This is a genomic window from Kineosporia corallincola, assembly GCF_018499875.1.
GTDB classification, from domain to species: Bacteria; Actinomycetota; Actinomycetes; order Actinomycetales; family Kineosporiaceae; genus Kineosporia; species Kineosporia corallincola.
In genome coordinates this window covers 86,232-109,556 of the sequence record NZ_JAHBAY010000019.1, presented here as the reverse complement: position 1 = coordinate 109,556, position 23,325 = coordinate 86,232, and the positions used below count along the sequence as shown (strand labels likewise).

Below are 23,325 nucleotides of genomic sequence, written 5' to 3'. Positions count from 1 at the left end.
CGAAGGCCGGCCGGCGCGGGATCAGGCCGGCCCGATGACGTCGTTGGCGCAGCGCAGCACCAGGGGATGGGTCAGGGCCGCGGGGTCGGGGCGGTGCGGGGCCTGCACACGGAAGGTGTGGGACTCCCCGGCCAGCAGCGACACCAGGGCCTCGTCGGCGACGGCGTCCGGGTCGGCGCGGTCGGCCAGCACGGTGACGTCCCGCGCGAACGAGGTGGCCGTGACGGTGACCGCGAACAGGTCGTCGTGCAGGTGCCGGGCGGTGGCCTGGAACGGGCGGGGCTCGTAGGCCAGGTCGCGGTCGATCGCGAAACAGTGGATGGCGCGCAGCGTTCCGGCCTCGGCCACGAGCACCTCGGCGTGCGGGTCACCGGGGGCGGCCAGCACGGCGGGCACGTCGAGCAGCTGGACGCCGCGGGCCGGCACGTCGAACGGCAATGACCCGCCGGCCTGCACCGCACCGCCGAACGTGGCCCGGCGCAGGGTGAGCACGCCGGCGAAAGGCTGCTCGTCGTCGTTGATCACGGCCACCCGCAGGCCGGTCCCGGTGCCGTCGAAGGTGCTGGTCCGGAACCCCAGCAGCCTCGGCGCGTAGGCGCGCCGCAACGCGTACCAGGCTGGTTTCAGCCGGTTTTCGCCGTCCACCATGGACCACGAGGTGACCGGCCAGCAGTCGTTGAGCTGCCAGAGCACGCAGCCGCTGGTGCGGGGTGCGTGGGCGCGGAAGTGCTCCACGGCGAAAGCCGTGGCCCGGGCCTGGTTCAGCTGCGCGGCCCAGTGCCAGTCGGCGAACCGGGTGGGGACGCCGAAGTGGTGCTCCAGCCCGGCGTCGATCCTGGCGGTGCCGTGCGCCGCCTTCTGGTGGCTGAGGAACGCCGGCGCGTCCTTGGCCAGCGAGTCGTGCCCGACCGCGGCTACCAGCGTGGACCAGGTGGGCGGAGCCTGCCAGCCGAACTCCGCGCAGAACCGGGGCACGTGCTCGCCGTGGGCGGTGTAGTCGAGCCGGTTCCACACCTCCCACTCGTGCCGCACCCCGTGGTGCTCGTCGTTCGGGTGCACCTCGGAGGCGCCGTAGCCCGGGCTGGACGGGCTGCCCGGCAGGTAGGGACGCGTCGGGTCGAGTTCGGCCAGCAGCTTCGGGAAGTCCGAGTGGTAGTAGCCGGCGCCCCAGCTGCGGCCCAGCAGTTTGCGCCGCCAGCCCCAGTCCTCGTGACCCCAGAGGTTCTCGTTGCCGCCGTTCCACAGCACCAGGCTGGGGTGTGGGCTGAGCCGGGTGATGTTCTCCCGGGCCTCGGCCAGGATCTCCTCCCGCAGCGGCGGTTTCTCCGCGTAGGCCGCGCAGGCCAGCGCGAAGTCCTGCCAGACCAGCACGCCCTGCTCGTCGCAGGCCTGGTAGAAGGCCCGGTCCTCGTAGATGCCGCCGCCCCACACCCGCAGCAGGTTGGCGTTGGCCGCGACCGCCCGGCCCACCGCCGCGGAGTAGTCACCGGCCGAGACCCCGGTCAGCAGGGCGTCCTCGGGGATCCAGTTGACGCCCTTGACATACACCGGGCGGCCGTTGACCACGAGGTTCAGCGCCCGGCCGGCACTCTCGGCCGGGTGGTCGTAGGGCTGGTCGTAGGGTTGGTCCAGGCGGACGGAGCGGAACCCCACGTCGCGCCGGTACACGTCGAGCTGCTCGTCGCCGTGGAACAGGGCGACGGTCAGGCCGATCAGGGGCTGCTGCCCGTGACCGGCGGGCCACCACAGCGGTGGGTCGGGCACGGTGTGCACCACGGTGGCGCAGGTGCCGGTGACTCGCACGGTGGACCCACCGAGGTCTCTCAGCGTCAGCTGGAGGTCGAGATCGCCCGTGGCGTCGCCACGTTCGACCTCCACGTGCACCTCGACCCGGCCGGTGCCGTCGTCGTCCACCGTGACCAGCGGCCGCACCGAGGCCAGCCGGGCCACCCGCCAGCGCTGGAGGGTGACCGGCCGCCACAGCCCGGCGCCCTGGAGGTCCGGCCCCCAGTCCCAGCCGAACCCGAACGCGGCCTTGCGAATCGCGTTGTAGGGGTGGATGTTCGCGTGCGGGCGGCGGCCCAGCCGGGCGGACTGGCGTTCGGCGTGGGCCAGGGCGGGGTCGAACCGCACGCTCAGCGGCGCACCCGCCGCGGACAGCCGGGAGCCGGCATCGAACCGGTAGCTGCGGTGCATGTTCCGGGTCGTGCCCAGTTCGTGGCCGCCCAGGGTGATCGTCGCGACCGTGTCCAGCCCGGCGAACACCAGGTCGGCGCGCTCACCCGGCTCCGCCGCCGGGGCGCGCAGGTCGAGCGTGTACTCCCAGGCCGCGCGGTGCATCCACGACAGGGCGGCCTCGTGCTCACCGACGTAGGGATCGGGGATCAGCCCGGCCTCGAGCAGATCGGCGTGGACGTTGCCGGGGACGTTCGCGGGGATGTTCTCCCGCGCCCCCGGTACCGAGTCGGGGACGCCGGAGATCCCGCGCAGTGTCCAGCCCCGGTCCAGTCGCTCGACGATCACACGGCCCTCCTTGGCATGCGTGGATCCAGAAACACGCCGGTCATGGCGAGTTTACGGACCGGGAATGATAGCCAGCCGAGGGCACGCCGGGGGAGGGGCGGGGCGGCGCCGCACGCGCGGTCAGGACTCGCGAACCACGAGGTTGGCGGGAACGATGTGCAGGCCAGGGGCGGAAGTGCCGTCGATCGCGGACAGCAGGAGCTCGCCCGACCGTCTGCCGATCTCCTCCAGACCCAGGTCGACGGTGGTCAGCGGCGGGCGCGCGGCCTCGGCCACCACACCCCAGTTGTCCACGCCGACCACCCCGGCCTGCATCGGCAGCGACACCCCGGCCTCGCGCAGCGCGTCGGTGGCCCCGCGGGCGATCACGTCGGCGCCGCAGAACACCCCGTCGAACGGCAGGCCGGCGGTGCCGCTGCCGGCGTCGGGCCGGCCGCGCAGCAGCTGGGCCACCGCGAACCGCCCCCAGGCCTCCGACCAGCTGCCGAACCAGGGCTCACCGGCCAGTTCCAGCCCGTGCCCGCGCAGCGCCTCGAGAGTGCCGGCGGCGCGCTCGCGGGCCGAGGCGTGTGAGTGCGGGCCGGTGATGTGGGCGATGCGGCGGCGGCCGGTGCGCACCAGGTGGTCGACGGCCAGCCGGGCGGCGCCGTGCTCGTCGCTGGTGACGCTGATGTCGGCCGGGTCGGCGCTGGGGGCGAGCGCGTAGACCACCGGCACCGGCAGGCCGGTGCCGATCGGCTGCCGGGCGTCGGTGCGGCGCCCGGCCACGATGATGCCGTCGACCCGGCGCTCCAGCAGGCGTTTGAGGTGGTGCTGCTCGCGGATCGGGTCGTCGCGGCTGTCGCACAGGAAGGCCAGCATCTCGCCCTGGCCGAGGGCGTCCTCGGTGCCGCGCATGATCGGGATGCTGAAGCGGCCGTAGCTGTCGGTGGTGATCACACCGACCGTGAAGGTGCGGCCGGTGAGCAGGCTGCGGGCGACGGTGCTGGGGGCGAACTCCAGTTCCTGGGCGGCGGCGCGCACCCGGGCCCGGGTCTCCTCCCGCAGATTGCCGCGCCCGTTCAGGGCTTTGGACGCGGTGCCCACCGACACCCCGGCCCGGGCGGCGACGTCGGCGATGCCGGCGGGTTTCTGGTTGCTCATCGGCGTTCGCCCCTCGCTGCGCTCGCTGTGCTGTCGGCACGGTGGTGTTCGGCCGAACGCTCAGCTAAACAGGAAAAGGATTGCCCGGCAAGCGAGCGCTCTGGATGATGCTGCGACCGTTCACAGTTCGGGGGTTGACCGGTTGTCGGGGTCGACCTACGTTGACGGTGAAACAAACGGTTTCCTTATTTTCCTGGTGCTGTCGGAGGGCGACCACGTGACCCTTGAGACCGAATTCGTCAGCCGGGGGCCCGCCGTGCCCCGGCGGTCCGCGGCGTTCACCCCGCTGCCCCTGCGTGCGGCGGTGCCGGACCGGGCCTCGGTGCTGGGGGCCTGGCAGGAGCGCAACGGCGCGGCCACCCTCCAGCACTGCCTCGACCACCTCGAGACCAGTGGGGTGGTGCGGAATTTCCGGCGCCTGGCCGAGGCCGGCGACGGCCCGCCGGCCGGGGCGTTCGCCGGCATGTGGTTCGCCGACAGTGACCTGTACAAGACGCTGGAGGCGATCGGCTGGGAGATCGGCCGCACCGGCACCGACCGCTGGAACGGCCGGCTGGACGAGTTCGCCGCCCTGCTGGAGGCGGTGCAGGCCGATGACGGATACCTGAACACCTTCGTGCAGGGCGTGGACGGCGAGGAGCGGTTCGCCCAGCCCGAGCGCACGCACGAGCTGTACTCCGCGGGGCACCTGATCCAGGCGGCGGTGGCCCTGCACCGGGGGGCCCGCGACGAGCGGTTCCTGCGGATCGCCCGGCGGGTGGCCGATCTCGTGGTGAAACTGGACGACGGGCAGGGCAACCCGATCCTCGACGGGCACCCGGAGGTGGAGACGGCCCTGGTCGAGCTGTACCGCGAGACCGGACAGGAGGACTACCTGAGCACGGCCCGCCGGCACGTGGACGGGCGCGGGCACGGGGCCCTGGGGCCGGGTCACTTCGGGCCCGTCTACTACCAGGACCACCTGCCGGTGCGCGAGACCACCGAGGCGATCGGGCACTCGGTGCGGCACCTGTACCTGGCGGCCGGGGTCACCGACGTGTATCTGGAGAACGGTGACCAGACCCTGCTGAGTGCCGTGGAACAGCTGTGGCACAGCGCTTTCCGCACCAAGATGTACATCACCGGTGGCCACGGGTCGCGGCACCGCGACGAGTCCTACGGCGACCCGTTCGAGCTGCCGCCCGACCGCGCCTACGCCGAGACCTGCGCGTCGATCGCGGCGTTGCAGTGGTGCTGGCGCATGCTGCTGGCCACCGGTGAGGCCCGCTACGCCGAGGAGATGGAACGCGCGCTGTTCAACGCGATCGCGGCGTCCACCTCGCACACCGGAACGGCGTTCTTCTACTCCAACCCGTTGCAGCTGCGCACCGGGCACGAGGGCTCGCACGAGGACGCGCCGAGCGAGCGGCTGTCCTGGTACGGGTGTGCCTGCTGCCCGCCGAACATCGCCCGGCTGATCGCCTCGGTGCAGGGCTATCTGGCCACCGGCGCTGCCGGCGAACTCCAGCTGCACGTGCTGAGCGCGGGAACCTATGCGGCGGAGGGCTTCTCGGTCGACGTGCGGACCGGGTACCCCTATGACGGCGAGGTGCTGGTGACCGCGGCCGGGTCCGGGCGGCTGCGGGTGCGCATCCCGGCATGGGCCGCCGGTGCCACTGCTTTCCTCGGTGATGTGGCCGTGGAAGTTGTCTCGGGGCAGTATCTTTCGGTTCAACTGGTGGACGGCGAACAGCTCCGGCTGAGCTTGCCCATGCTGCCGGTGCTGGTGCGGGCCGACGAGCGCGTCGACGCGGTGCGCGGCTGCGTGGCCGTCACCCGCGGCCCGCTGGTGTTCTGCGTCGAGCAGGCCGACCTGCCCGACGGGGTGCTGGTGGAGCAGTTGCGCCTGGACCCGGCCGCACCGATCGACGTCGAGCGGGTGAGCGGGCAGGTGGCGCCGGTGCGGCTGCGGCTGTCCGGGGTGGTGCGCCCGCCGGAGCCCGAGCTCTACCCGGTGTACCGGGGCCCGGACGGCGGGCAGGCCGTCAGGTCCGGCGACGAGCCGGGAACGGGGCTCACGTCGTCCCCACGTATCCAGTTCACCGCGATCCCGTACAGCGCGTGGGCGAACCGCGGGCCCGGCGCGATGCGGGTGTGGTTGCCCGTTCTCTGAAACACCTTCCGCTGTCATCGAAAGCCCGCGCGCCGACGAGGGACGTGGGCGGAAAGCGAAGCCGACATGCTCAGAACAACGAGGTTCCTGGCAGTCGCCGTGGCCGCCGCCCTGATCGGGGTGGCGGGCTGCGGTGGGAGTGACGAGAACACCACCAGTGCGTCGGACGCGCCCACCGGCACCGCGACCCTGTGGGCGCGCGACAGCCAGAAGGGTTTCATCAACCTGCTCGCCGACGCGTACAACTCCTCGCACGAGGGCAAGGTGAAGGTGTCGGTGGTGCCGGCCGCCAACTTCGTGCAGAAGTTCGGCACCGCGGCGGCGTCCGGCTCCGGCCCCGACATCGCCTCGATCGACCTGGTGTACCTGCCCTACTTCGCCTCCAAGGGCGTCCTCGACGATCTCACGGCGGTGCTGGACGAGCTGGAGTGGAAGGACGACCTGAGCCCGGCCCACCGGAAACTCGCCGTGTACGAGGGCAAGACGTACGCGCTGCCGTTCACCGCCGAGGCCTCGGTGACCTTCTACAACAAGGACCTGTTCGAGAAGGCCGGCCTGGACCCGGACGATCCACCGGCCACCTACGCGGAGATGCTCGACGCGGCCCGGGCGATCAAGGGCCTGGGCAAGGGCTACTACGGGTTCGTGATGGCGGGGCAGTGCGGGGGCTGCAACATCTTCGAGTTCGCGCCGCACGTGTGGGCCAGCGGCGGTGAGGTGCTGTCGGACGACGGGAGCACCGCGCTGTTCGACAGCCCGGAAGTGACCCAGGCACTGGAGTTCTACCGCACGATGTGGCAGGAGGGGCTGATGGCGCCGTCCTCCAAGACGGACAACGGCACCACCCAGGGCACGACGTTCCAGGGCGGCAAGGTCGGCATGGTCAACCTGGGCGCGTTCTTCGTGCAGACCCTGGCCGCGGACGAGAAGATCGACTTCGGCGTCGCACCGATCGTCGGGAAGGACGGCGGCACGGCGTCTTTCGCCGGTGGTGACGAGATCGCGGTGACGGCCGGGGCCAAGAACAAGGCGGTGGCCTACGATTTCGTGAAGTGGTCGACGTCGGAGCAGGCGCAGACCATCCTGGCCGACAACTCGATCGTGCCGGTGCGCACCGACCTGGTCGGCGAGATCTACGGGGTGGACGACGAGCGCTACCAGGTGCTGGGCGACTCGATGAGCACCGGGAAGACCCCGTACAGCGTGGTCGAGAACGGCATCATCAACGACAACAACGGACCCTGGGCGACGATGATCAACCAGGCGGTGTTCGGCGGCGGCGACGTGCGCGCGGCGCAGGCGCAGGCCCAGAAGGCCGCCCAGGCCGTCATCGACGCGGGGTGAGCGGGATGTCGGTGAGCAGTGCGGTGCGGCCCCGGGCCGCGCTCGAATTCCCGCGCCGGGCGCCGTGGTTCACCCAGCGCCGCCGGCGTCAGCTGGTAGGGCTGGCGCTGGTGTCGCCGGCGCTGCTGGTGGTCGGGGTGTTCTTCGTCGTCCCCCTGCTGATGACGTTCTGGATGAGCCTGCACGACTGGCCCCTGCTCGGCTCGCACTCCTGGGTGGGGCTGGAGAACTACCGCACGGCGCTGCACGACAGCACCTGGATCGAGGCGATCGGGTTCACCCTGAGGTACACGCTGGTGATCACGCCGCTGCTGCTGGTGTCCGCGCTGGCCCTGGCCTTCCTGGTGAACCGGCCCGGGCGGCCGGCCCGGGTGTTCCAGACGGTGTTCTTCCTGCCGGTGGTGATCGGGTTCGCGGCCAGTGCCTACCTGTGGCTGTACCTGGCGCAGCCCGGGCTGGGCCCGCTGCACCACCTGGTGGGCGGCGGCGAGTCCAACTGGTTCGCCTCGCCGGACAGCGCGCTGGTCGTGGTGGTGCTCATGGTGGTGTGGAAAATGACCGGCATGCAGATGGTTCTGCTGCTGTCCGGATTGCAGTCGATCCCGGTGGAGCTGAACGAGGCGGCCCGCATCGACGGGGCCGGGCCGTGGAAGTCGTTCCGGCACGTGACCTTACCGCTGCTGCGCCCGACCCTGGCCCTGGTGCTGGTGTTCTCGGTGGCCGGGTCGCTGCTGGCGTTCGACCAGTTCTACATCATGACCGCCGGCGGACCCTCGAACGGCACCATCACCGCCGTGTACCAGATCTACCGCACCTCGTTCATCAACTTCGATCTCGGCTACGGCTCGGCGCTGTCGGCGATGCTGATGGTGGCGCTGGCCGCCGTGAGCGCCGTGCAGATGCTGCTGCTGAGGAAGACGGACCTGTCATGAGAATCGTTCTGGAGGTGCGCCGTTCGATGCCCCGCCTGGCCTGGTGGGCGGCGTGTGCGAGTGTGTCGCTGATCGTGCTGTACCCGCTGTGGGTGATGTTCTCGCAGTCGCTGAAGAGTTCGGCCGAGGCCACGCAGAACCCGCCGACGCTGTATCCGCACGGGCTCTCGCTGGACAACTACCGGGCCCTGGGGCACACCGGTGCGGTCGGGATCTGGACGCACGTGGGCAACAGCGTGATCGTGTCGGCCGGGGCCACGGTGCTGACGATCGTGCTGGCCACCCTGGCCGGATACGGTTTCGCCCGGCTGCGTTTCGCCGGCAGCGGGCTGCTGTTCTTCCTGATCCTGGCCACCTTCATGATCCCGTTCCAGGCCATCATCACGCCGCTGTTCTCGATCCTGCACACGCTGGGCCTGAACAACAGCCTGGCCGGGCTGATCCTGGTGTACACCACGTTCCAGCTGCCGTTCGGGATCTTCCTGATGCGCAACAGCTTCGCCGCGCTGCCCGCCGGCATCGAGGAGGCGGCGCTGATCGACGGCTGCGGCTACCTGACGGCGATGGTGCGGGTGATGCTGCCCGTGGCCGTGCCCGGCCTGATCAGCACCGCCCTGTTCACGTTCTTCACCTGCTGGAACGAGTTCTTCGCGGCCCTGGTGCTGGTGACCGACGAGGCCAGGTTCACCCTGCCGGTCACCCTCACCGTGCTGGCGTCCAACCAGCTCGGGGCGCTGAACTGGGGGATCATGCAGGCCGGGGTCGCCGTGACGGCGGTGCCCTGCCTGGTGCTGTATCTGCTGTTGCAGCGGTACTACGTGGCCGGGCTGGTGGCGGGGGCGGTGAAGTAGCCGGGCCGTGAACGTTGCAGTTGGACAGGCTTCTTTGCAGCGATCTTGCAGTGGATGGTCGCGTTGTCTGCAGTGATGACTGGGGACAACACCAAGCGATCTTGTGCGTTGTTGAGGTGATGACGGAGGGTTTTGGTCGAGGATTGAAGAGCGTGTCCGTGGGGCGGCTGCGCGCGAGCACGCATTCTCCTGAAGTTCGCCAAAAGCGCTACATGTGAATCACTTTGGAGAAAACATGTGGCTCATGCCCTCGTCGCAAGAACCCCCGGTGTCGCACCCAGCGGGTCCCAGATCGGGCCCTGTCTCATCCGCACAGCCAACGGTAGGGACTGTCCGACAACCGGACAGTCCCTACGCCAGGCCGGCATCGTCAGGACAGTTCCCTCGCTCTGGTGGAAGAGCTGAATCCTGACAGGTGTCGGTGTGGGCGCCTTAGGCTTTGATCAGGCCACGGCGGCTCACCAGCAGTGCTGCGTCCTTCGGGCTGGAGTCGTGGCTGAGATTCTTGAGGACGGCCTGCTGGGTCTCGGGGGTCCAGAAAATCTGCAGATTATCGCGGGCTCGGGTGATGGCCGTGTAGAAGATGTTGTGGGTGATGTCGTCCTCGTTGGCATCTGTGATGACGATCTTGACGGAGTCGTACTCCAGGCCCTGCGCCTTGTGGATGGAGACCGCGTAGGCCACCTGGAAGGGGATCGAGGTGTTGAGGGAGTCATCGTCCTCGTCGCTGGTGTCTCGGTCGTAGACGTCGAAGCGCACCACGGAGTCTCCTAGCCACTGCAGTTCGGTCGTGGTGACATCGAAGGCGGTGAGTGAACGGTCGAGTTTCACGTCGAACTGGATACGTCCCGGGAGGGACTCGATGGCGACGATCCAGCCCTTGAGGTTGTTGTAGATGACCGGCCGGAATCGCTGCGTCTCGTGAAAGACCACGGGATCGCCCACTTTGTAGGTCGAGACGCCCCAGCGCACGGGCGGGTTCGGGTTGCTGCTCTGCAAGAAGCGGTTGATGTTGTTGATCCCGTATAGGCCGTCGTAGTTCAGGCACAGGATGATTTCGTCCTGCTGCTGGGGCTGAAACAGTTCTGGTCCCAGGACGGTGGCGTAGCCGTTGCGCACGATGATTTCTGCGATGTCGTCGTCGATCTGGCGGACCTTGTTCCAGAACGCGAGAAGGGCTGGGTTCGTGCTGCGAAACGGCGTGGTCAGTTCGAAGACTGATGTCGCCGGGATGAAGGAGCGGATGATGCTGAACCAGTTCCCGAACTGGATGGACGCGATCTGGAAGACGTCACCGACCAGCACGAGGAGCTTGAAGGTGGTCTGCTCCAGGACCTTGAGCAAGTCGGCGTTGCTGACGGTGCTGCACTCGTCAATGACCAGGAGGTCGTATTCGGGGCCGGTCGGTGCGGTCCGCAGGTGGCTGCTGATCGTGAGGAACGTCGAGTTCTGTGCTGAGACTTTTCGTTTGAGGTTGTCTGTGGCCGGATTGGTGTGTGCGAGGAACAGCTTGGACTTGTCGTTGAAGTAGTTCGCGATGTGATCGACGATGGTTGACTTGCCGGTGCCGGCGGCGCCGTAGACCACTGCCACTTGTGACTGGCTGAACATCTGGCGAAGGGCCTCCCGCTTGGCCCGATCGTCAATACCGGGGTGGCTGTCTGTCAGCCACTGGTCCACGGCGTCGGTGTAGCCGTCGATGCCGCCTGCGGCCAGTTCCTGCAGTTTCTGCACGATGGAGACGGTGTCGTCTTCGTAGCCTCGGATGAAGACCTGTCCCTTGTCGTGCAGGAGATGGCGTGACTGGTGAAGGTAATACACGTTGTTGTTGTGAGCGCGGATCAGGTCCTCAACGTTTCCAATGCTCTCCAGGTCGGTCGCTGGGGTGTAGAGCATGCCGCGGTTGTCGACGTTGGTGCGGACCCGGCGGGCGAGCACCTCATGGTTTCTGCTGCTGGTGTTGATGCTATGGGCTAGATCCCAGTAGCGTGGGATGTGTCGAATTGGCCAGGAGCACAATGGCATCGTGTCGAACGGAATGCAGCCGTATTGGACGTAGAGGCCAGACAACTTAGTGCAGGCCTGAGTAGAATATTGGGGTTTGAGCACCTCGTTGCGCATCCTCGATGCGAGGTATCGGAGAAGATTGTGCCCGGGGGAGGCCAACTGCACGATGGGTCGGGCAGCATCGAGAACCGGAAGGACCGAGGGATCGGAAACTCCTAGGGTGCACGCATCCCGCACGGCGGCGTAGAAGTCGTCAGATCCAGTGAGCAGATCGAGAAGGTTGCCAGACGTGGTGGTCAGCCACTGCATGAGCCTCTGATACTCCGGATTTACCGCGCGTGCCCGGGGGGAGAGACCCAGCAGACGTGCAAAGTTGTCTATTTCGCAGGGACGGATGGAGACCCGCCAGTCCTGGATGATCGTGATCGGCATGGTCTGGCCCAGGACGTCGATGCTGTCGTCCCGCAGCGTCAGCAGGGCAGCGTATTCGTCGGTCATGTCGATGTCGGTGAACGCGATGACGCGATCGAACTTGTTCACCCGGTTGACGGCCCGGCAGAAGGTCACTTCGTAGAAGATGCGGCCGTCAACGAAGAACGGGCGTGTCCTGTTAATGTAGTACCGGTTTCGACGCCCGGCTGTGGCAGCACGCGGATGGGCTCGGCCAGACTGGATCTGGGCGGCGATCTTCGCATGGTACTCCTGTAGCGAGGGGTCCAGGTCAACGGGAAACTGCTCGAGGTTGCCCAGAACTGCCACGCCGAACTTGTCGTTCAACAGGGTGCGTACCCGCAGTAGGTACTCGTAGTACTTGAGCATCAGTCGTTCGGAACTGTCCCCGTCAAGCGTGTAGTGCGATGCGCTTATCTGGATCAGTTTGTGGAACTTGGTGAGCACGTTGAGCTTTGCTACACCTCGAACGTGCTTCAGCGCGGCCTCAATGGCTTCGTAATCGAAGACGGCTTCGGGTTGGTTGCGGTGGGCTAGCACGGCTGCCCCCTCGACAAGGTTACGCAACTGAGCCAGGACGTTCTGCGACAGCAGCGCCCGTTGATCCGTGAGAGCAGCGATGTTCAGGCTGATGGCCTGATCTGCGCGGAGGATCTGCTCGTGAACCGTGCTCATGATTCCTCCGCTGTCTGACGGCCGCTGACCGGCGACATCCCTCACGGTCTACCGCACTTAGCCGTCCACGGATATGGCTCTCTGGACGGGCAACTTGAACCTTCCGCTTAGTCTCCTGCGAGTAGAACGTGCGCGAAGGCAGGCTTGCCGAGCATCACCCGAACGCTCCGCCTCAGTGCGCGCCCCCGGGGTATGCCGCGAGGCGCAGGCTGCGCTTGTTGACGGTTCCCGCCCGCGGGTCGAGGGTCCTGGCATGCGTTGGACCGAGCGCTGGGGTGCTCGTGGTGCATCGCATTAGGCGCAGCGCTGCCTCTTGAAAGAGCTCGTCGCCGCATCCTGGCTGGTTTGAATGCCGATGCAGGCTTGGCTAGAAGCCGTCAGTGAACACGGAAAGTTCGTTGTGGACGTAGTTGTTGAGCGCGGCTCGGGTAGTGTAGACGAACTCGGTGGGGATGCTGGTTGTTGAGTGCCAGCTGACCTGTTGGTGCTTGTGTGGTTCTGCGTTGACCGGCGTGCCGGTCCAGCGCTTGGCAACGAAGACGACGGTGAGGAATCCGTTGGGTGCCTCGACTCCCCAGGAGCCGTGGATGATTCCTGCGATCCGTAGGTCGTCCGTTTCGACTGTCAGGCCGGTCTCTTCGAGCAGTTCTCGTGCTGCGGTTGTTGTAATCGCCTCGCCCTTTTCCGCCTTACCGACAGGCAGGTCCCAGTGCAGGGGGGCGAACTTGGCGCCTGAGGCGCGTTGAAGGAGTAGCACCTGCTCGTTGACCTGGTCATGGACGATGACCGCAGCCACAAGGAGCGTGTGGGAGTCGATGGCCGCTGGCAGTGCGGTGTCGGTCATGGGGAAGATCCTAATCACGAAGCCAGGTCGCGGATTCGCTGAGCGAGCCCTGATGCCCCCGGAACCTTCCTGCGCCGGTAGACGCCAAGTGCGCCTCGAATTGCTTCGAAGGCCGATCGGCTGCGTCCGGAGTCCATGCCTTCGGCCAGGTCAACGGCCCGGTTCCAGGCGTTGATGGCTTCGTCGGCGTGAGCTTGTGCGGCCAGGCTGTCGCCGAGGTCCATGTGCGTCAGCAGGTGCACCCGGGGGTACGTCTGCAGGTCCCAGGAAGCGAAGGCTGCACGGTGGCGGTGGGCTGCGCCGGCGTGATCCCCGATCTCGGTGAGGGTCCGGGCGGTGTGGGAGTCCACAGCTGCCTGAGGTGGCCCCATCAGCCGTGAGTAGCTCGGCTGCGGATCAGCAGGGCGACGCAGGGCGTCCTCTGCTGCAAGGAGCGCGCGGGCTGCCGGGGCGCGTTCCTGCAGAGCGGCGTGGGCTCTGGCCTGGGTGATGTACAGCAGCGCCTCGGTGGAGCCGTCGAGGCTGCCGCGGGACTGCAGCAGGGCTTTCTGAAGAAGGGCGAGTCCATGCTGAGGGTGGTTCAGGCTCAGGGCTTGATGGGCGATGGCGCGCATCATCCAGGCGGCGTGAGCGCGTGGATCGGCCTCCATAGCGAGCTGGTAGCCGAGGAGGTAGTACTGCTGGGCTGCGCCCTCGTGACCGAGATCGTGGCGTTTCCAACCCAGCAACCAGGCCAGTTCGGAGGCGGCAGCGAAGGCATCCCGGCGAACCTGTTCGGAGGCGAAGCGGCCGTTCAGCATCGGGGCCGCGGTGTCGGCGAGATAGGTCGCGACGGTGGACAGGCCGTGCCCTCCGCCGAGGATCTCGTCGGCGGATGCGAAGGCCTGGGTGACGGTTCGCACGACGCCCACGTCCTGGGCGCCGATGCGGGCGCGTCCGGAGCTCGCCTGAATCAGGCGTGAGACGGGCTCTGGATCGTAGGCCAGGGGCACCTGCGTCGCGGTGACCGTATAGACGGCTGTTGAGAGGGCACCTGGGTGTTCCAGCTCCACACAGGACAGGGCGGCCGCGGTCTGGCCAGGATGCCGTCCTGGCAGCAGGATCTGCGATTCGGTGCGAAAGCCGATCTGGCGAGCCGATATTGAGCGCCCAGCCCGGCGTGAGAGGGCCTCAATGATGTAGAGGGCAGTCCGCTCTGCGGGTTCGGTTCCCGCGATCCAGTGAGCCACGGCGGACTTGTTGGTACGCAGCACTTCACCGTTCTCGGCAGCCACTTTGGACACGGCGCGAGCCAGGGACTCGTACGTCATCTCCAGCTCACGCAGTTGCTGACGCAGGAGCTGGTTCGCCGATCGCCGAGCCGGCGTCGTGTCCACGAAGAACTCCATCGGGTTTAAACCGGATAAACGTCCTGCCGCGCGTTCAACTCTAGCTGCCCGGGCAACCCCTGGCCTTGACTTGTCTCTAACGCCGCACTGGACAGGGAATGCACGGCGGTTGCCCTGTCAATCCCTGTGCAGCTGAGGCTCTCGGTCCGTCGTCGCGAAGCAGGAGGCTGCGACGAGCGGCGGACCGCGGGGTGCGAAACGGTAGCTGCCACCGGCCCGAGGTCCGGGCGGCCCGCGCGGCTGCTTGTTCGTGGTGATGTCCGCATCCGCCGCCCTGCGCTGACTTGATTGACGACCCTGGCCGAGGTCTGGCCATACGGGAGGAGCACGAGCCATGGTGAAGAAGACGCATGACGGCCACGCGGGCAGAGCGCCGGGCCAGAGAGCGGGGACTGGGATGGTCCGGGCGCGGCTGGGGGATACCGTCGTCGAGATCCAATCCAGCGTGGACCTGGTGCTGGAGACGATGGCCGAGTTCTACCCCCTGACCTCTGTGGCGGGTGCGGCGCAGCAGCCGTCATGGACGGTCGTCGCCGAAGCCTTACCGGGACACAACGCGGCCGTGCGCACCAGCTTCGGTGTCGGGGTGGACGTCGATCGGGCAGCCCGTACCGTTCGGGTGCGGTCGCAGTCACCGCTCAGCCTGGCAGTGACGACCCGCAAGCTGGTACGGGAAGTGTTTCTGCAGGCGTGTGAGGCCGCCGGGTACACGATGATTCATGCCTCGGCGGTCTACAACGATGAGCAGATGATCGTGTTCGCTGCGGACAAGCGCGGTGGGAAGACGACTCTCGCGCTGCGGTGCGTGCTCGATCATGGCTGGCAGTGGCTGTCGAACGACCACCTGATCCTCCTGCCCGACAGCGATCGCGGGCTGATCGCGACGTCGTTGCCGACCCCGATCCCGGTCAAGGCCGGAACCCTGGTCGACCTGTGGGAGCGCCTGCCGCAGGCATGGGACCTCAACGGCTTCGACATCGACCTCTGGCGCCGGCGCCCGGCCCGGGAGCGGTATGGGGCAGACGAGGCCGCCTACTTCACCTACACCGGGTTCGGTCAGCTCAATCCGGTGTTCGTGCCCCTGCAGAACCTGCATGTCAGCATCGTCTTTCCCGCCTATCTGGCAGACGCAACCAGCCTGAGCGCCACAGACAGCACGGCCGACAAGGTCACCACGGCCCCTGGCGTGAGCGCGGTGAGCGTCGTGGACACGGCCCGTGAGCTGGCAGGGCACCTGCGTCTGGACTGGTTCGACGAGGGTCGGCTCAGCGAACGATTCATCACCGAGGACCACCGCGACGCCGAGACATTCGCCCGGGACGGCGCCTGCCTGAGCGGGCTGGTGGCCGCCACCGCGCCTGGCCTGCGCTACGCGCACTCCGGTGACCCCACCACCTTGCTGAACGAGCTGACGGCGGTGGCCTCGTGAGCACCTCGGCGACGGTGAGCTCCGTCATCACCACGTACAACCGGCCCGAAGGTCTGCGCCGGGCCCTGACCAGCGTGGGCGTCCAGGACGTGGACGGCCACGAGGTCGTGCTGGTCAACGACGGCGGCCCCGACGTCACCGCGATCGTAGACGAGGTCCGTCAGCAGACCTCCGCCACGATCCGCCTGATCAACCTCAGCGTGAACCTGGGCCTGTCCGCGGCCCGGAAGGTCGGCATCGCCGCCACCGAAGGCCAGTACGTGGCGTTCCTGGACGACGACGACATCTGGCTGCCCCACCACCTGCGCACGGCCCTGGCCGGCCTCGGCGACGAGAACGTGGACGCGGTCTACACGACGTGCCTGGTGGCGCATTCCTTGGCACAGCCGGGTCAGGTGGTCCCCTCCCGCCACCGCTTCGATCACCCGTTCAACCCTGATCTTCTAGCGGTCACGAACCTGACCCCGGTCATCTCGGTCGTGACCCGCCGGTTCGACCCGCACGATGCCGCGCTCAACCCGGGCGACGTCTTGCAGGAGGACTACGCCCTGTGGCTGGGCCTGGTCTTCGGGCACGACTGGCGGATGCGGCATCTGAACACGCCGACCACCGTCTACCACCGCATCTCGCAAGCGGCGTCGATGACGGGCGATGCGGCCACGACGATCGCCGGGTCACGGCGGTTCGAGAAGGGCCAGCGGCTGTTGCACGAGCGCTGGCCGGTGGAGCCCGCCAGTACGGCGGGCGTACACCGGGAGCTGTTCTACCGGATGTACGAGGTCCTCGAGGCCCGCCTGAGCGCTGGGCTGCCGACGGACATGTACTACTACGAGCGAACGCTGCGCCTGCTGCGGGACTCGATCAACGGGGACCTGTCTCGCAAGGAGTTCGAAGCGCAGCTGGCTCTGGTGGCCGACCCGGCCACCGGTCCCGCTTCCACCGACGAGGAGGTCCTCTGGTGAGCGCGCCTGACGGCATGAACAGCAGTTGGCTCGAACGCGTTCGTGCCGCCCTCGCTGCCGACGGCCGGGTAACGGATCTGAGGCTGGCCGAGGGCAGTGACCTACTCATCCATCAGAACGACAAGGCAGCGCTCCTGGCCGCTGACGTCGGTGGCCAGAGCGTCGTGGTCAAGGTGCTGCTGGAGGGCAGCGCGTTCTGGCAGGCCAAGTTCGCCGCCGAGATCAGCACCTACGAGGCGTTCACCGAGTACCCGCTGCCGGTGTCCGCACCGCGCCTGATCGCTGCCGACGTGGCCGCCGGCGTGCTGGTGATGACCCGGCTGCCCGGCGCCCCGATCTCCCATGATCGCTACCCTCAGGACCTGGGCCTCGAGCAGGTCACTGCCCTGCTCGAGGCCGCCGGCGCCCTGCAGACGTGGGCCGCGCCTGAGGGTGCCTTCCCTCTGGTGTGGGACTACCAGGATCGCTTCACCCGCTACCGCGCACATGGGTTGCTCGACGCCCGCGACGAGACGGCGCTGAACATCTTGGCCAAGGCCGCGGGCCCGATGCAGCTGGCCCACGGCGACCTATTGCCGGCCAACGTGCTCGCCGACGCCGGCGGGCTCAGTGGTGTCCTGGACTGGGAGTTCACGGGCCGGTTCTTGCCCGGCCTGGATGCCGCTGTGCTGTGGCTCCTGCTCGGGCGTATCCCGTCCGTGCAGGCCCGCATCGAGCAGGAGCTGGTGGGCAGCTCTTTGGTTGCGCAGGCGGGGTTTTGGTGCAACGTGGCCACAATCTGCACGCGGGAACTGCGCACTCACCGAGAACTTCCCGCCGGGCACCTGCGAGACGATCGTCTGGCTTATCTGTCGCCGACCTGGGAGCAGGTCCGGGCACGGGTCCGCGGTCTGGCTCGTGATCTTGGACGTGTGATCTCGTGAAGGTGGTGCTGGTTCACCGAGACCTGCACAAGATCGTGCGGGGCGGGATCTGCACCCTGTACCTGGCGCTGGCCGAGGAACTCGTGAAGGCCGGTATCGACGTCGTACTGATCACCCAGGAGACCCCACACCCGGTGCAGCGCGCGGGTATGAGCGTGGTGACGCTGCCGCGCACCAACGACCTGATCGCACACCGCGCAGCTGTGGCCGATGCGTTGGATCGGGTGGGGCCGGATGTGATCGAGTGCTCGACCTGGGAGGCCGAGCTGCTCACCTACCTGGCCCGCCCGCGCAGCGCCCGGGCGCCGGTGCTGGTACGCGGTGACCTGTCCGCGGCGACGATGAACGCCGCTGACCTGGCCCGGGACGAACAGCAGCTATGCCGTCGGGCCGATGCGATGGTCGCGGTCAGCCAGTTCGCCGCCGACGACCTGGCCAGCGCCTACGGCATCGCCCGGCCAGCCGTCATCGCCAACGGCGTCGATCGCGACCGTTTCACAGCCTCCGGCGTCACCCGCCCGGAATCCGGGTGGGGCGTCGAACTCGACCGGACCGGAACCGTCATCAACCGCCAGCCCTTGAACACGCTGTTGGCCAAACACGCGTCCTGGGCCGAGTACTTCGACGACGGCTATCGCGATGGCCGGGACCGTCGTGGCGATGGGCTGGTGCGCCTGGTGTGGGTCGGAAAGTTCACGCAGATGAAGGGATTCGACCGGCTGCAGCACGTGGCTACCGTGCTGGGGGAGTCGGTGCGGATTCTGATCGTCCTGGGGCACGGGCTGGTGCAATACCCGGTGCAACTTCCGCCGAACGTCCTGGTGTGCCAAGACCTCGACACCGCGGACCTACCGGCCGTGTACCGGCGCGCGGACTATCTGCTGAGCACCTCCCGGTGGGAGGGCTATGGCCTGGCGATCGCCGAGGCCCTGGCCTGCGGGACCCCGGCCCTGATCCCCGCCGACCTGGCCGCCGGCGCCGAGCTCGTGAGGCACGCCAGCACCGGCTACCGCTATCGCGACGAGGACGACCTGCTCCAACTCCTCTACCAGCCAACGACTTTACGCGGCGATCTGCCCTCGACCTTCCGATGGGATCGCAACGCCGCCGCAACGATCAAGGCCTACCAGGGGCTGCTCGGCGCGGCGGCGACCGCATGAAAGTGCTGCTGGTCGGACCCGACCACCCCGGGGGCAGTCTCCCGCCCTACCTCGATGTCCTGGCCACCCACCTGCGCCGTCTCGGAGCGCACGTCGATCGCCTCGGATCAGCCGGGGTGCCCTACGACCAGGACCGCGACGAATTCCTACCCATACAGCGGATACTGGTCGCGGCCCAAGACCTCGCCGCGCAAGCCGACCCCGGCGCCTACGACCTGCTCAGCCTCCACTTCGGCAACCTCGAACTCGAGCAACTCCTGCCGACGATCTGGCAGCCCCGCTTCGGAACCGTTGGCCCGCCAGCCGTGGCACACGTCCACGCGCTGGAACCGACCCTCTTCCGCCGGCACCGCCCGAACACCCAACTCACGAACGCCGTTGACAAGACCCTGACCGGCAGCGCCCGGGTCTTCTTCGGCGACTACGGCCGCCGGATCCTAGAGGCCCGACTGCCCAACACCGCCGGCCAGCTCTCGCGCACGATTGCGTTACCCACCACCATTCCCGAGGACGTCCGCCCCTCCACCAGCCCGCGCTTGAATGCCGTGCTGCGCGATCCGCGCCCCGGCACCACGGTGCTGACACTGAGCGGATACGCCGCGCCGTGGAAAGACGTCCCCGGTCTCGTCCAGGCGCTGAAGCTGACCCGTTCCCGGCTGCGGGTCGTGTTGGCCGGACCGTTCTGGGATGACCCGGCCCAAGCCGGAGCCGACCTTCGGTCCGCTGTCGGGCGTGCGGTCCGGCTGGGAAGAGCTGCTGAGTTCGTGGTCCTGCCGGAGTATCTGGATGGCTCGGCCCGGGCCACGCTCGTTGCCGGCAGCCATGCCGGGCTCTTTCCCTACCAACCGGATGCCACGTTCCAGGGCTCGGGCGCGATCGCTGACTACCTGGTCGCCGGCCGCCCGGTCATCGCGACCGACGTGGCCAACATGAGCGAGCTGATCCAGGCCGCCGGCACCGTTGTAGCGCCCGGTGAGCCCAAGATTCTGGCGGCCGCCCTCGACCGGCTGGCCTTGGATTCCAACTACCGCAGCCGTGTCACCGATGCCGCGAGAGCGCGCTCGTCACAGTTCACGGCCGCGTCTCATGCAGCGCAGTGCCTGTCCTTCTACCGAGAGATCGTGGGGAGAACGCCATGCAGAACGGAGAACTGACCATCGCCCGTCACGGGCAGGCCTGGTGTAACACCGAGCAGGTCATCGAAGGGCCGGACCGGTGCCGCGGACTGACCCCCACGGGCCGCCAGCAGGCCGAGTTCCTCGCCCAGCGCCTGGCCATCGAGCACACCCACCATCCCTACGACGCCCTCTACACCAGCCCGATCCCGCGAGCAGCCCAGACCGCCGACGCGATCGCCCAGACCACTGGTCTGGCTCCGAACGTGATCGAGGACCTGCGCGAACCTGACTACGGCGCCGCAGACGGCTGCCGCTGGGAAGAGGTCATCGCCCAGTTCGGAGCCGCCCCGAACCTGTACCCCGAGCGGCCCCTGGCCGCAGGCGCCGAATCGTCGCACCACCATCAAAAACGCGTCCACCACGCCCTGCGTGAGCTACTGGAGCGTCACCGCGGCCAGCGGGTCCTGCTGGTCGGTCACGGCGAGACCGTCACCGCCGCCCACCATTTTTTCTGCGGCCTGGACAGCGCCGAAACCTTGCCTCTCGGGTTCGCCGCTCACCAGAGCGCGCTCACGACGTGGCAGCAGCAACCGGTCTCCTGGCTGCGGCCCGGCGACGGACAGCGCTGGGTCCTGCTCTGCCACAACGACATCGCCCACATCGCAGGTGCCCGATGAACCAGCGCAAGCTGCAGCAGGCGGACGATCCTCACCTGAAACAGTTTCCGGGGCCGCCCAGCTGGCTTCGGGGCCGCCGCATCCTGGTCACCGGGTCCGCGGGCGGCATCGGCCGTCGCCTCGTGCAGGCGCTGAGCGAGGCCGGTGCGAACGTCGTCGAGCTGGACATCGCCGCTGCGGAGCCGCAGGACATGCCCAAGCCGTGGCGCACCGCCCGAGCGACGATCCGGCAGGACATCCGCTCGGGTGGGATCCGGGCCGTGCTGGCCCAGTACCAGCCCGAGGTCGTCATGCACCTGGCCGCTCAGGCCGCCGTCCCGGCCTCCGTGGCCCGGCCAGTCCACGATGCTGACGTCAATATCCACGGCAGCCTGCTTGTGGCAGAAGCAGCCGCTGAGGCAGGTGCGCACCTGATCTTTGCGGCCACCTGCGCCATCTACGGGCGCCCCGAACGACTGCCGGTCTCCGAAACCTCCCGCCTGGCCCCGATCAGCCCGTACGGACTCAGCAAAGCCGCAGCCGTCGAATACCTCGACTGGTTCGCGGCTGAGCGAGGCCTGAAGGCAACCACCCTGATCCTCGGAAACGTCTACGGCGCCGGGAACCCGAACGCCGTCATCGACCGCTTCGTCGCCGACGCCCTCAACGGGACGGCCATCCGCATGCACGGCGACGGAACCGCCACCCGTGACTTCGTCCACATCGACGACGTCACCGCCGCCTTCATCGCCGCGGCCAGCTCTCCGCCCGTGGGACGGGTCAATATCGGCAGCGGTACCGAGACCAGCATCCGCACACTGCGCGAGCTTGTCGCAGACCTTGTCCCGCGGACCAGCACCCGGCTGAGCCAGATCCGGCCTGGGGACATCCTCCGCATGCAGCTCGACCCCACCCGGGCCGCTCACACCCTCGGCTGGAGCGCCCAGACCAACCTGATCACCGGAGTCGCCGCCCTCGTCGGTCGTTACCGCGCTGCAGCCACGAACGGGCTCTGGCCAAGCGCCAATGTCGGGGTAGCCCATGCCGCCCAACCACATGTGGCTGTCGGTGCGGCTCGTCCAGGGCGGCGATGAGCATGGCTCTGACGAACAGGGCGCCAGCTGATCCCTGGTGCGGCTGGTTGGGGCCGTCTTCCAAGCTTCGACGCTACGACCCTTTCGACGAGCTCGTTCCGTTACCTCTCAGCGTCCTGCGCCACCTGAGGAAAGCCCTGGCCGAGGTGGACCGTCCTCGACACGACGCGGCCACAGGCGACTCTCCCCCTGCTTGTGGCGCCCTGCCGAACTGGCTGGCGGCTCGATTTCATGGTTTAGCGGGGGAGAACCGGTGAGACCAGAGACCAAGTCGGTGTGATCTACAACACTCACAATGTCGCGCTGTGTAACCACGAAGTGCTTTGGTGGCCTATTCGATGACATCAGGTTAGCGTCGGGCTGTCGAGTCGGTCACCAGGCTTGGGTTCGCCCGCGGTAGTCGGTCGGGGACCCGGCCTTCGATAGCGGTGTGCCGTATGAGCCCATGACCTGGTGAACTTGTCCGGGTCTTCAGTTGTGCCCGACACTCCCTGCCATGATCCCCGCGGTTGCGCGCGGGGCACGAGCGGACGTAGCCGAGAGGTGGGCGACGACGCGGGCCGTCCATACGCCAGTTCATGGTGTCCCGAGAATCCATCTTTCATGGGTTCAGGTGTTTGACCTTGCCGACAGTGGACTCCGGTTCAGGGGCCGCTGTCGGCTGTTCCGCCATGTCAGACGTGGGCGTCAGACGGATGTGGCCTGCCGGATCTGTCTGGCGCAGCGTGGCGCACGATCGCGTGGGGAGAGACCGGGAGTGGGTGGGCGTGGCTCGCATGGTTCGCTCTCGAGGCCAGCTGCCGGATGCCCGAGGTCAGCACCGAGGTCAGCACCAAGGTCAGCACCAAGGTCAGCACCAAGGTCAGCACCGGTACCGGGTCGGCGGCATCGGCGCTGGTTCTGATAGTCCCGAGCGGACCGGTGGTGGCGGCCGGACCAACCGGAGTAGATATCGGCTCAGCCGGGTACAGAGGGTGACCTCGGCTCGGCTGCGACGGTCTAATCCTGTGACCGGAGCGGGGGCGCTCCACGCGTTGGTACATCTCCAGAGCTCTCATCCGGGCACGGCATGAAGGGGAGCTCCGAGGCTGGGCGCGCTCGGATACGGAGCTTTGGCGCGTCCGGTGTACGGAGTTCATGCGGGCTCGGGTACGGAGCTTGGGCGCGCCCAGGTAGGGAGTTCATGCGGGCATGCTGCGGGCAGCGCGATCCGCGGAGCGCGCCGTGTCTGGCCGCTATTGCGGTGTGTTCTGCCCCGCCCGTGCGCAGCCGGTACACGGCTTCTCCGGACGTCGCGAGAAACCGTCCCGCGACGTCGCAGGTCAGTCGCGTGCATCCCCGCCCGATGTTGGGTCGCGCCGCAATAGTGCGGTGAGGTGGCCCGAGCGCGCCGCAATAGCGGCCGCAACACCGCCGCAATAGGGCCCGTAACATCGTCGCAGTTCCGTCGTCCCCCGTCGCGCCCACCTCCCGGGGGTCGCACGCGCGCTTGTCCCTACTTCGCTCCGCACCGCGTCGCGCGTACTCCGCACCGCGTACGACTTGTCTCCCGTGTGCCGGCCTACCAAGTTCGCCGATCGTGACGTTGCGTGCCAAGGAGCCCGAGTTGAGGTTGGCTAACGGGAACTGCGCGGTGCTGCCAGTCGCTGATGGGGGGACCAATGCGGCTGGCTT

At 67.9% G+C, this 23,325-nt stretch carries 16 protein-coding genes; 11 read left to right on the top strand and 5 right to left on the bottom strand.

What is annotated here, in order from left to right; genetic code table 11:
• Window positions 1–21: 21 nt before the first annotated feature.
• Entirely contained in the window at window positions 22–2,523 is a 2,502-nt protein-coding gene (locus tag KIH74_RS32585) for a glycoside hydrolase family 2 protein (protein ID WP_214160270.1), read from the bottom strand.
• Window positions 2,524–2,643: 120 nt separating this feature from the next.
• A complete protein-coding gene (locus KIH74_RS32580; protein ID WP_214160269.1) occupies window positions 2,644–3,666 on the bottom strand; it encodes a LacI family DNA-binding transcriptional regulator in 1,023 nt (340 codons plus the stop codon).
• A gap of 217 nt (window positions 3,667–3,883) precedes the next feature.
• On the opposite strand from KIH74_RS32580, the gene KIH74_RS32575 reads away from it, so the two are divergent.
• The 4 genes from KIH74_RS32575 to KIH74_RS32560 all read left to right on the top strand — a co-directional run bounded on the left by KIH74_RS32575 (window position 3,884) and on the right by KIH74_RS32560 (window position 8,945).
• The gene (locus tag KIH74_RS32575; protein ID WP_214160268.1) at window positions 3,884–5,818 is read left to right on the top strand and encodes a glycoside hydrolase family 127 protein; all 1,935 of its coding nucleotides are present in this window, start codon (window positions 3,884–3,886) and stop codon (window positions 5,816–5,818) included.
• A 66-nt stretch (window positions 5,819–5,884) separates the two neighbouring features.
• Window positions 5,885–7,162 (top strand): ABC transporter substrate-binding protein, encoded by a 1,278-nt coding sequence (locus KIH74_RS32570; RefSeq protein ID WP_214160267.1) that lies wholly within the window; start codon window positions 5,885–5,887, stop codon window positions 7,160–7,162.
• Window positions 7,163–7,167: 5 nt separating this feature from the next.
• Window positions 7,168–8,094 (top strand): carbohydrate ABC transporter permease, encoded by a 927-nt coding sequence (locus tag KIH74_RS32565; protein ID WP_214160266.1) that lies wholly within the window; start codon window positions 7,168–7,170, stop codon window positions 8,092–8,094.
• Complete coding sequence (locus KIH74_RS32560; protein WP_214160265.1) at window positions 8,091–8,945, top strand: carbohydrate ABC transporter permease; 855 nt, start codon at window positions 8,091–8,093, stop codon at window positions 8,943–8,945. The genes KIH74_RS32565 and KIH74_RS32560 overlap by 4 nt, the downstream gene beginning before the upstream one ends.
• 432 nt (window positions 8,946–9,377) lie before the next feature.
• Here KIH74_RS32560 and KIH74_RS32555 read toward each other — a convergent pair whose 3' ends face one another.
• The 3 genes from KIH74_RS32555 to KIH74_RS32545 all read right to left on the bottom strand — a co-directional run bounded on the left by KIH74_RS32555 (window position 9,378) and on the right by KIH74_RS32545 (window position 14,309).
• Entirely contained in the window at window positions 9,378–12,077 is a 2,700-nt protein-coding gene (locus tag KIH74_RS32555; protein WP_214160264.1) for an AAA family ATPase, read from the bottom strand.
• A 367-nt stretch (window positions 12,078–12,444) separates the two neighbouring features.
• Window positions 12,445–12,921: an NUDIX domain-containing protein gene (locus tag KIH74_RS32550; protein ID WP_214160263.1), complete on the bottom strand. Its 477-nt coding sequence runs from the start codon at window positions 12,919–12,921 to the stop codon at window positions 12,445–12,447.
• Between the two features lie 14 nt (window positions 12,922–12,935).
• On the bottom strand, window positions 12,936–14,309 hold the full coding sequence (locus tag KIH74_RS32545; protein WP_372492159.1) for an NsdA family TPR-like regulatory protein: 1,374 nt from the start codon (window positions 14,307–14,309) through the stop codon (window positions 12,936–12,938).
• Between the two features lie 334 nt (window positions 14,310–14,643).
• On the opposite strand from KIH74_RS32545, the gene KIH74_RS32540 reads away from it, so the two are divergent.
• The 7 genes from KIH74_RS32540 to KIH74_RS32510 are packed head-to-tail and all read left to right on the top strand — an operon-like array spanning window position 14,644 to window position 21,651.
• A complete protein-coding gene (locus KIH74_RS32540; protein WP_214160261.1) occupies window positions 14,644–15,738 on the top strand; it encodes a hypothetical protein in 1,095 nt (364 codons plus the stop codon).
• Window positions 15,735–16,700: a glycosyltransferase family 2 protein gene (locus tag KIH74_RS32535; RefSeq protein ID WP_214160260.1), complete on the top strand. Its 966-nt coding sequence runs from the start codon at window positions 15,735–15,737 to the stop codon at window positions 16,698–16,700. The genes KIH74_RS32540 and KIH74_RS32535 overlap by 4 nt, the downstream gene beginning before the upstream one ends.
• Window positions 16,697–17,623, top strand: coding sequence for an aminoglycoside phosphotransferase family protein (locus tag KIH74_RS32530; RefSeq protein ID WP_214160259.1), 927 nt, complete (start codon window positions 16,697–16,699; stop codon window positions 17,621–17,623). Before KIH74_RS32535 ends, KIH74_RS32530 begins: the two co-directional genes overlap by 4 nt.
• Entirely contained in the window at window positions 17,620–18,783 is a 1,164-nt protein-coding gene (locus KIH74_RS32525) for a glycosyltransferase family 4 protein (RefSeq protein ID WP_214160258.1), read from the top strand. Before KIH74_RS32530 ends, KIH74_RS32525 begins: the two co-directional genes overlap by 4 nt.
• Complete coding sequence (locus KIH74_RS32520) at window positions 18,780–19,937, top strand: glycosyltransferase (protein WP_214160257.1); 1,158 nt, start codon at window positions 18,780–18,782, stop codon at window positions 19,935–19,937. Before KIH74_RS32525 ends, KIH74_RS32520 begins: the two co-directional genes overlap by 4 nt.
• The gene (locus KIH74_RS32515; protein WP_214160256.1) at window positions 19,919–20,578 is read left to right on the top strand and encodes a histidine phosphatase family protein; all 660 of its coding nucleotides are present in this window, start codon (window positions 19,919–19,921) and stop codon (window positions 20,576–20,578) included. The genes KIH74_RS32520 and KIH74_RS32515 overlap by 19 nt, the downstream gene beginning before the upstream one ends.
• Window positions 20,575–21,651 carry an NAD-dependent epimerase/dehydratase family protein gene (locus tag KIH74_RS32510; protein WP_214160255.1) on the top strand — a complete coding sequence of 359 codons (1,077 nt, stop codon included), beginning with the start codon at window positions 20,575–20,577 and terminating at the stop codon, window positions 21,649–21,651. Before KIH74_RS32515 ends, KIH74_RS32510 begins: the two co-directional genes overlap by 4 nt.
• Window positions 21,652–23,325 lie beyond the last annotated feature (1,674 nt).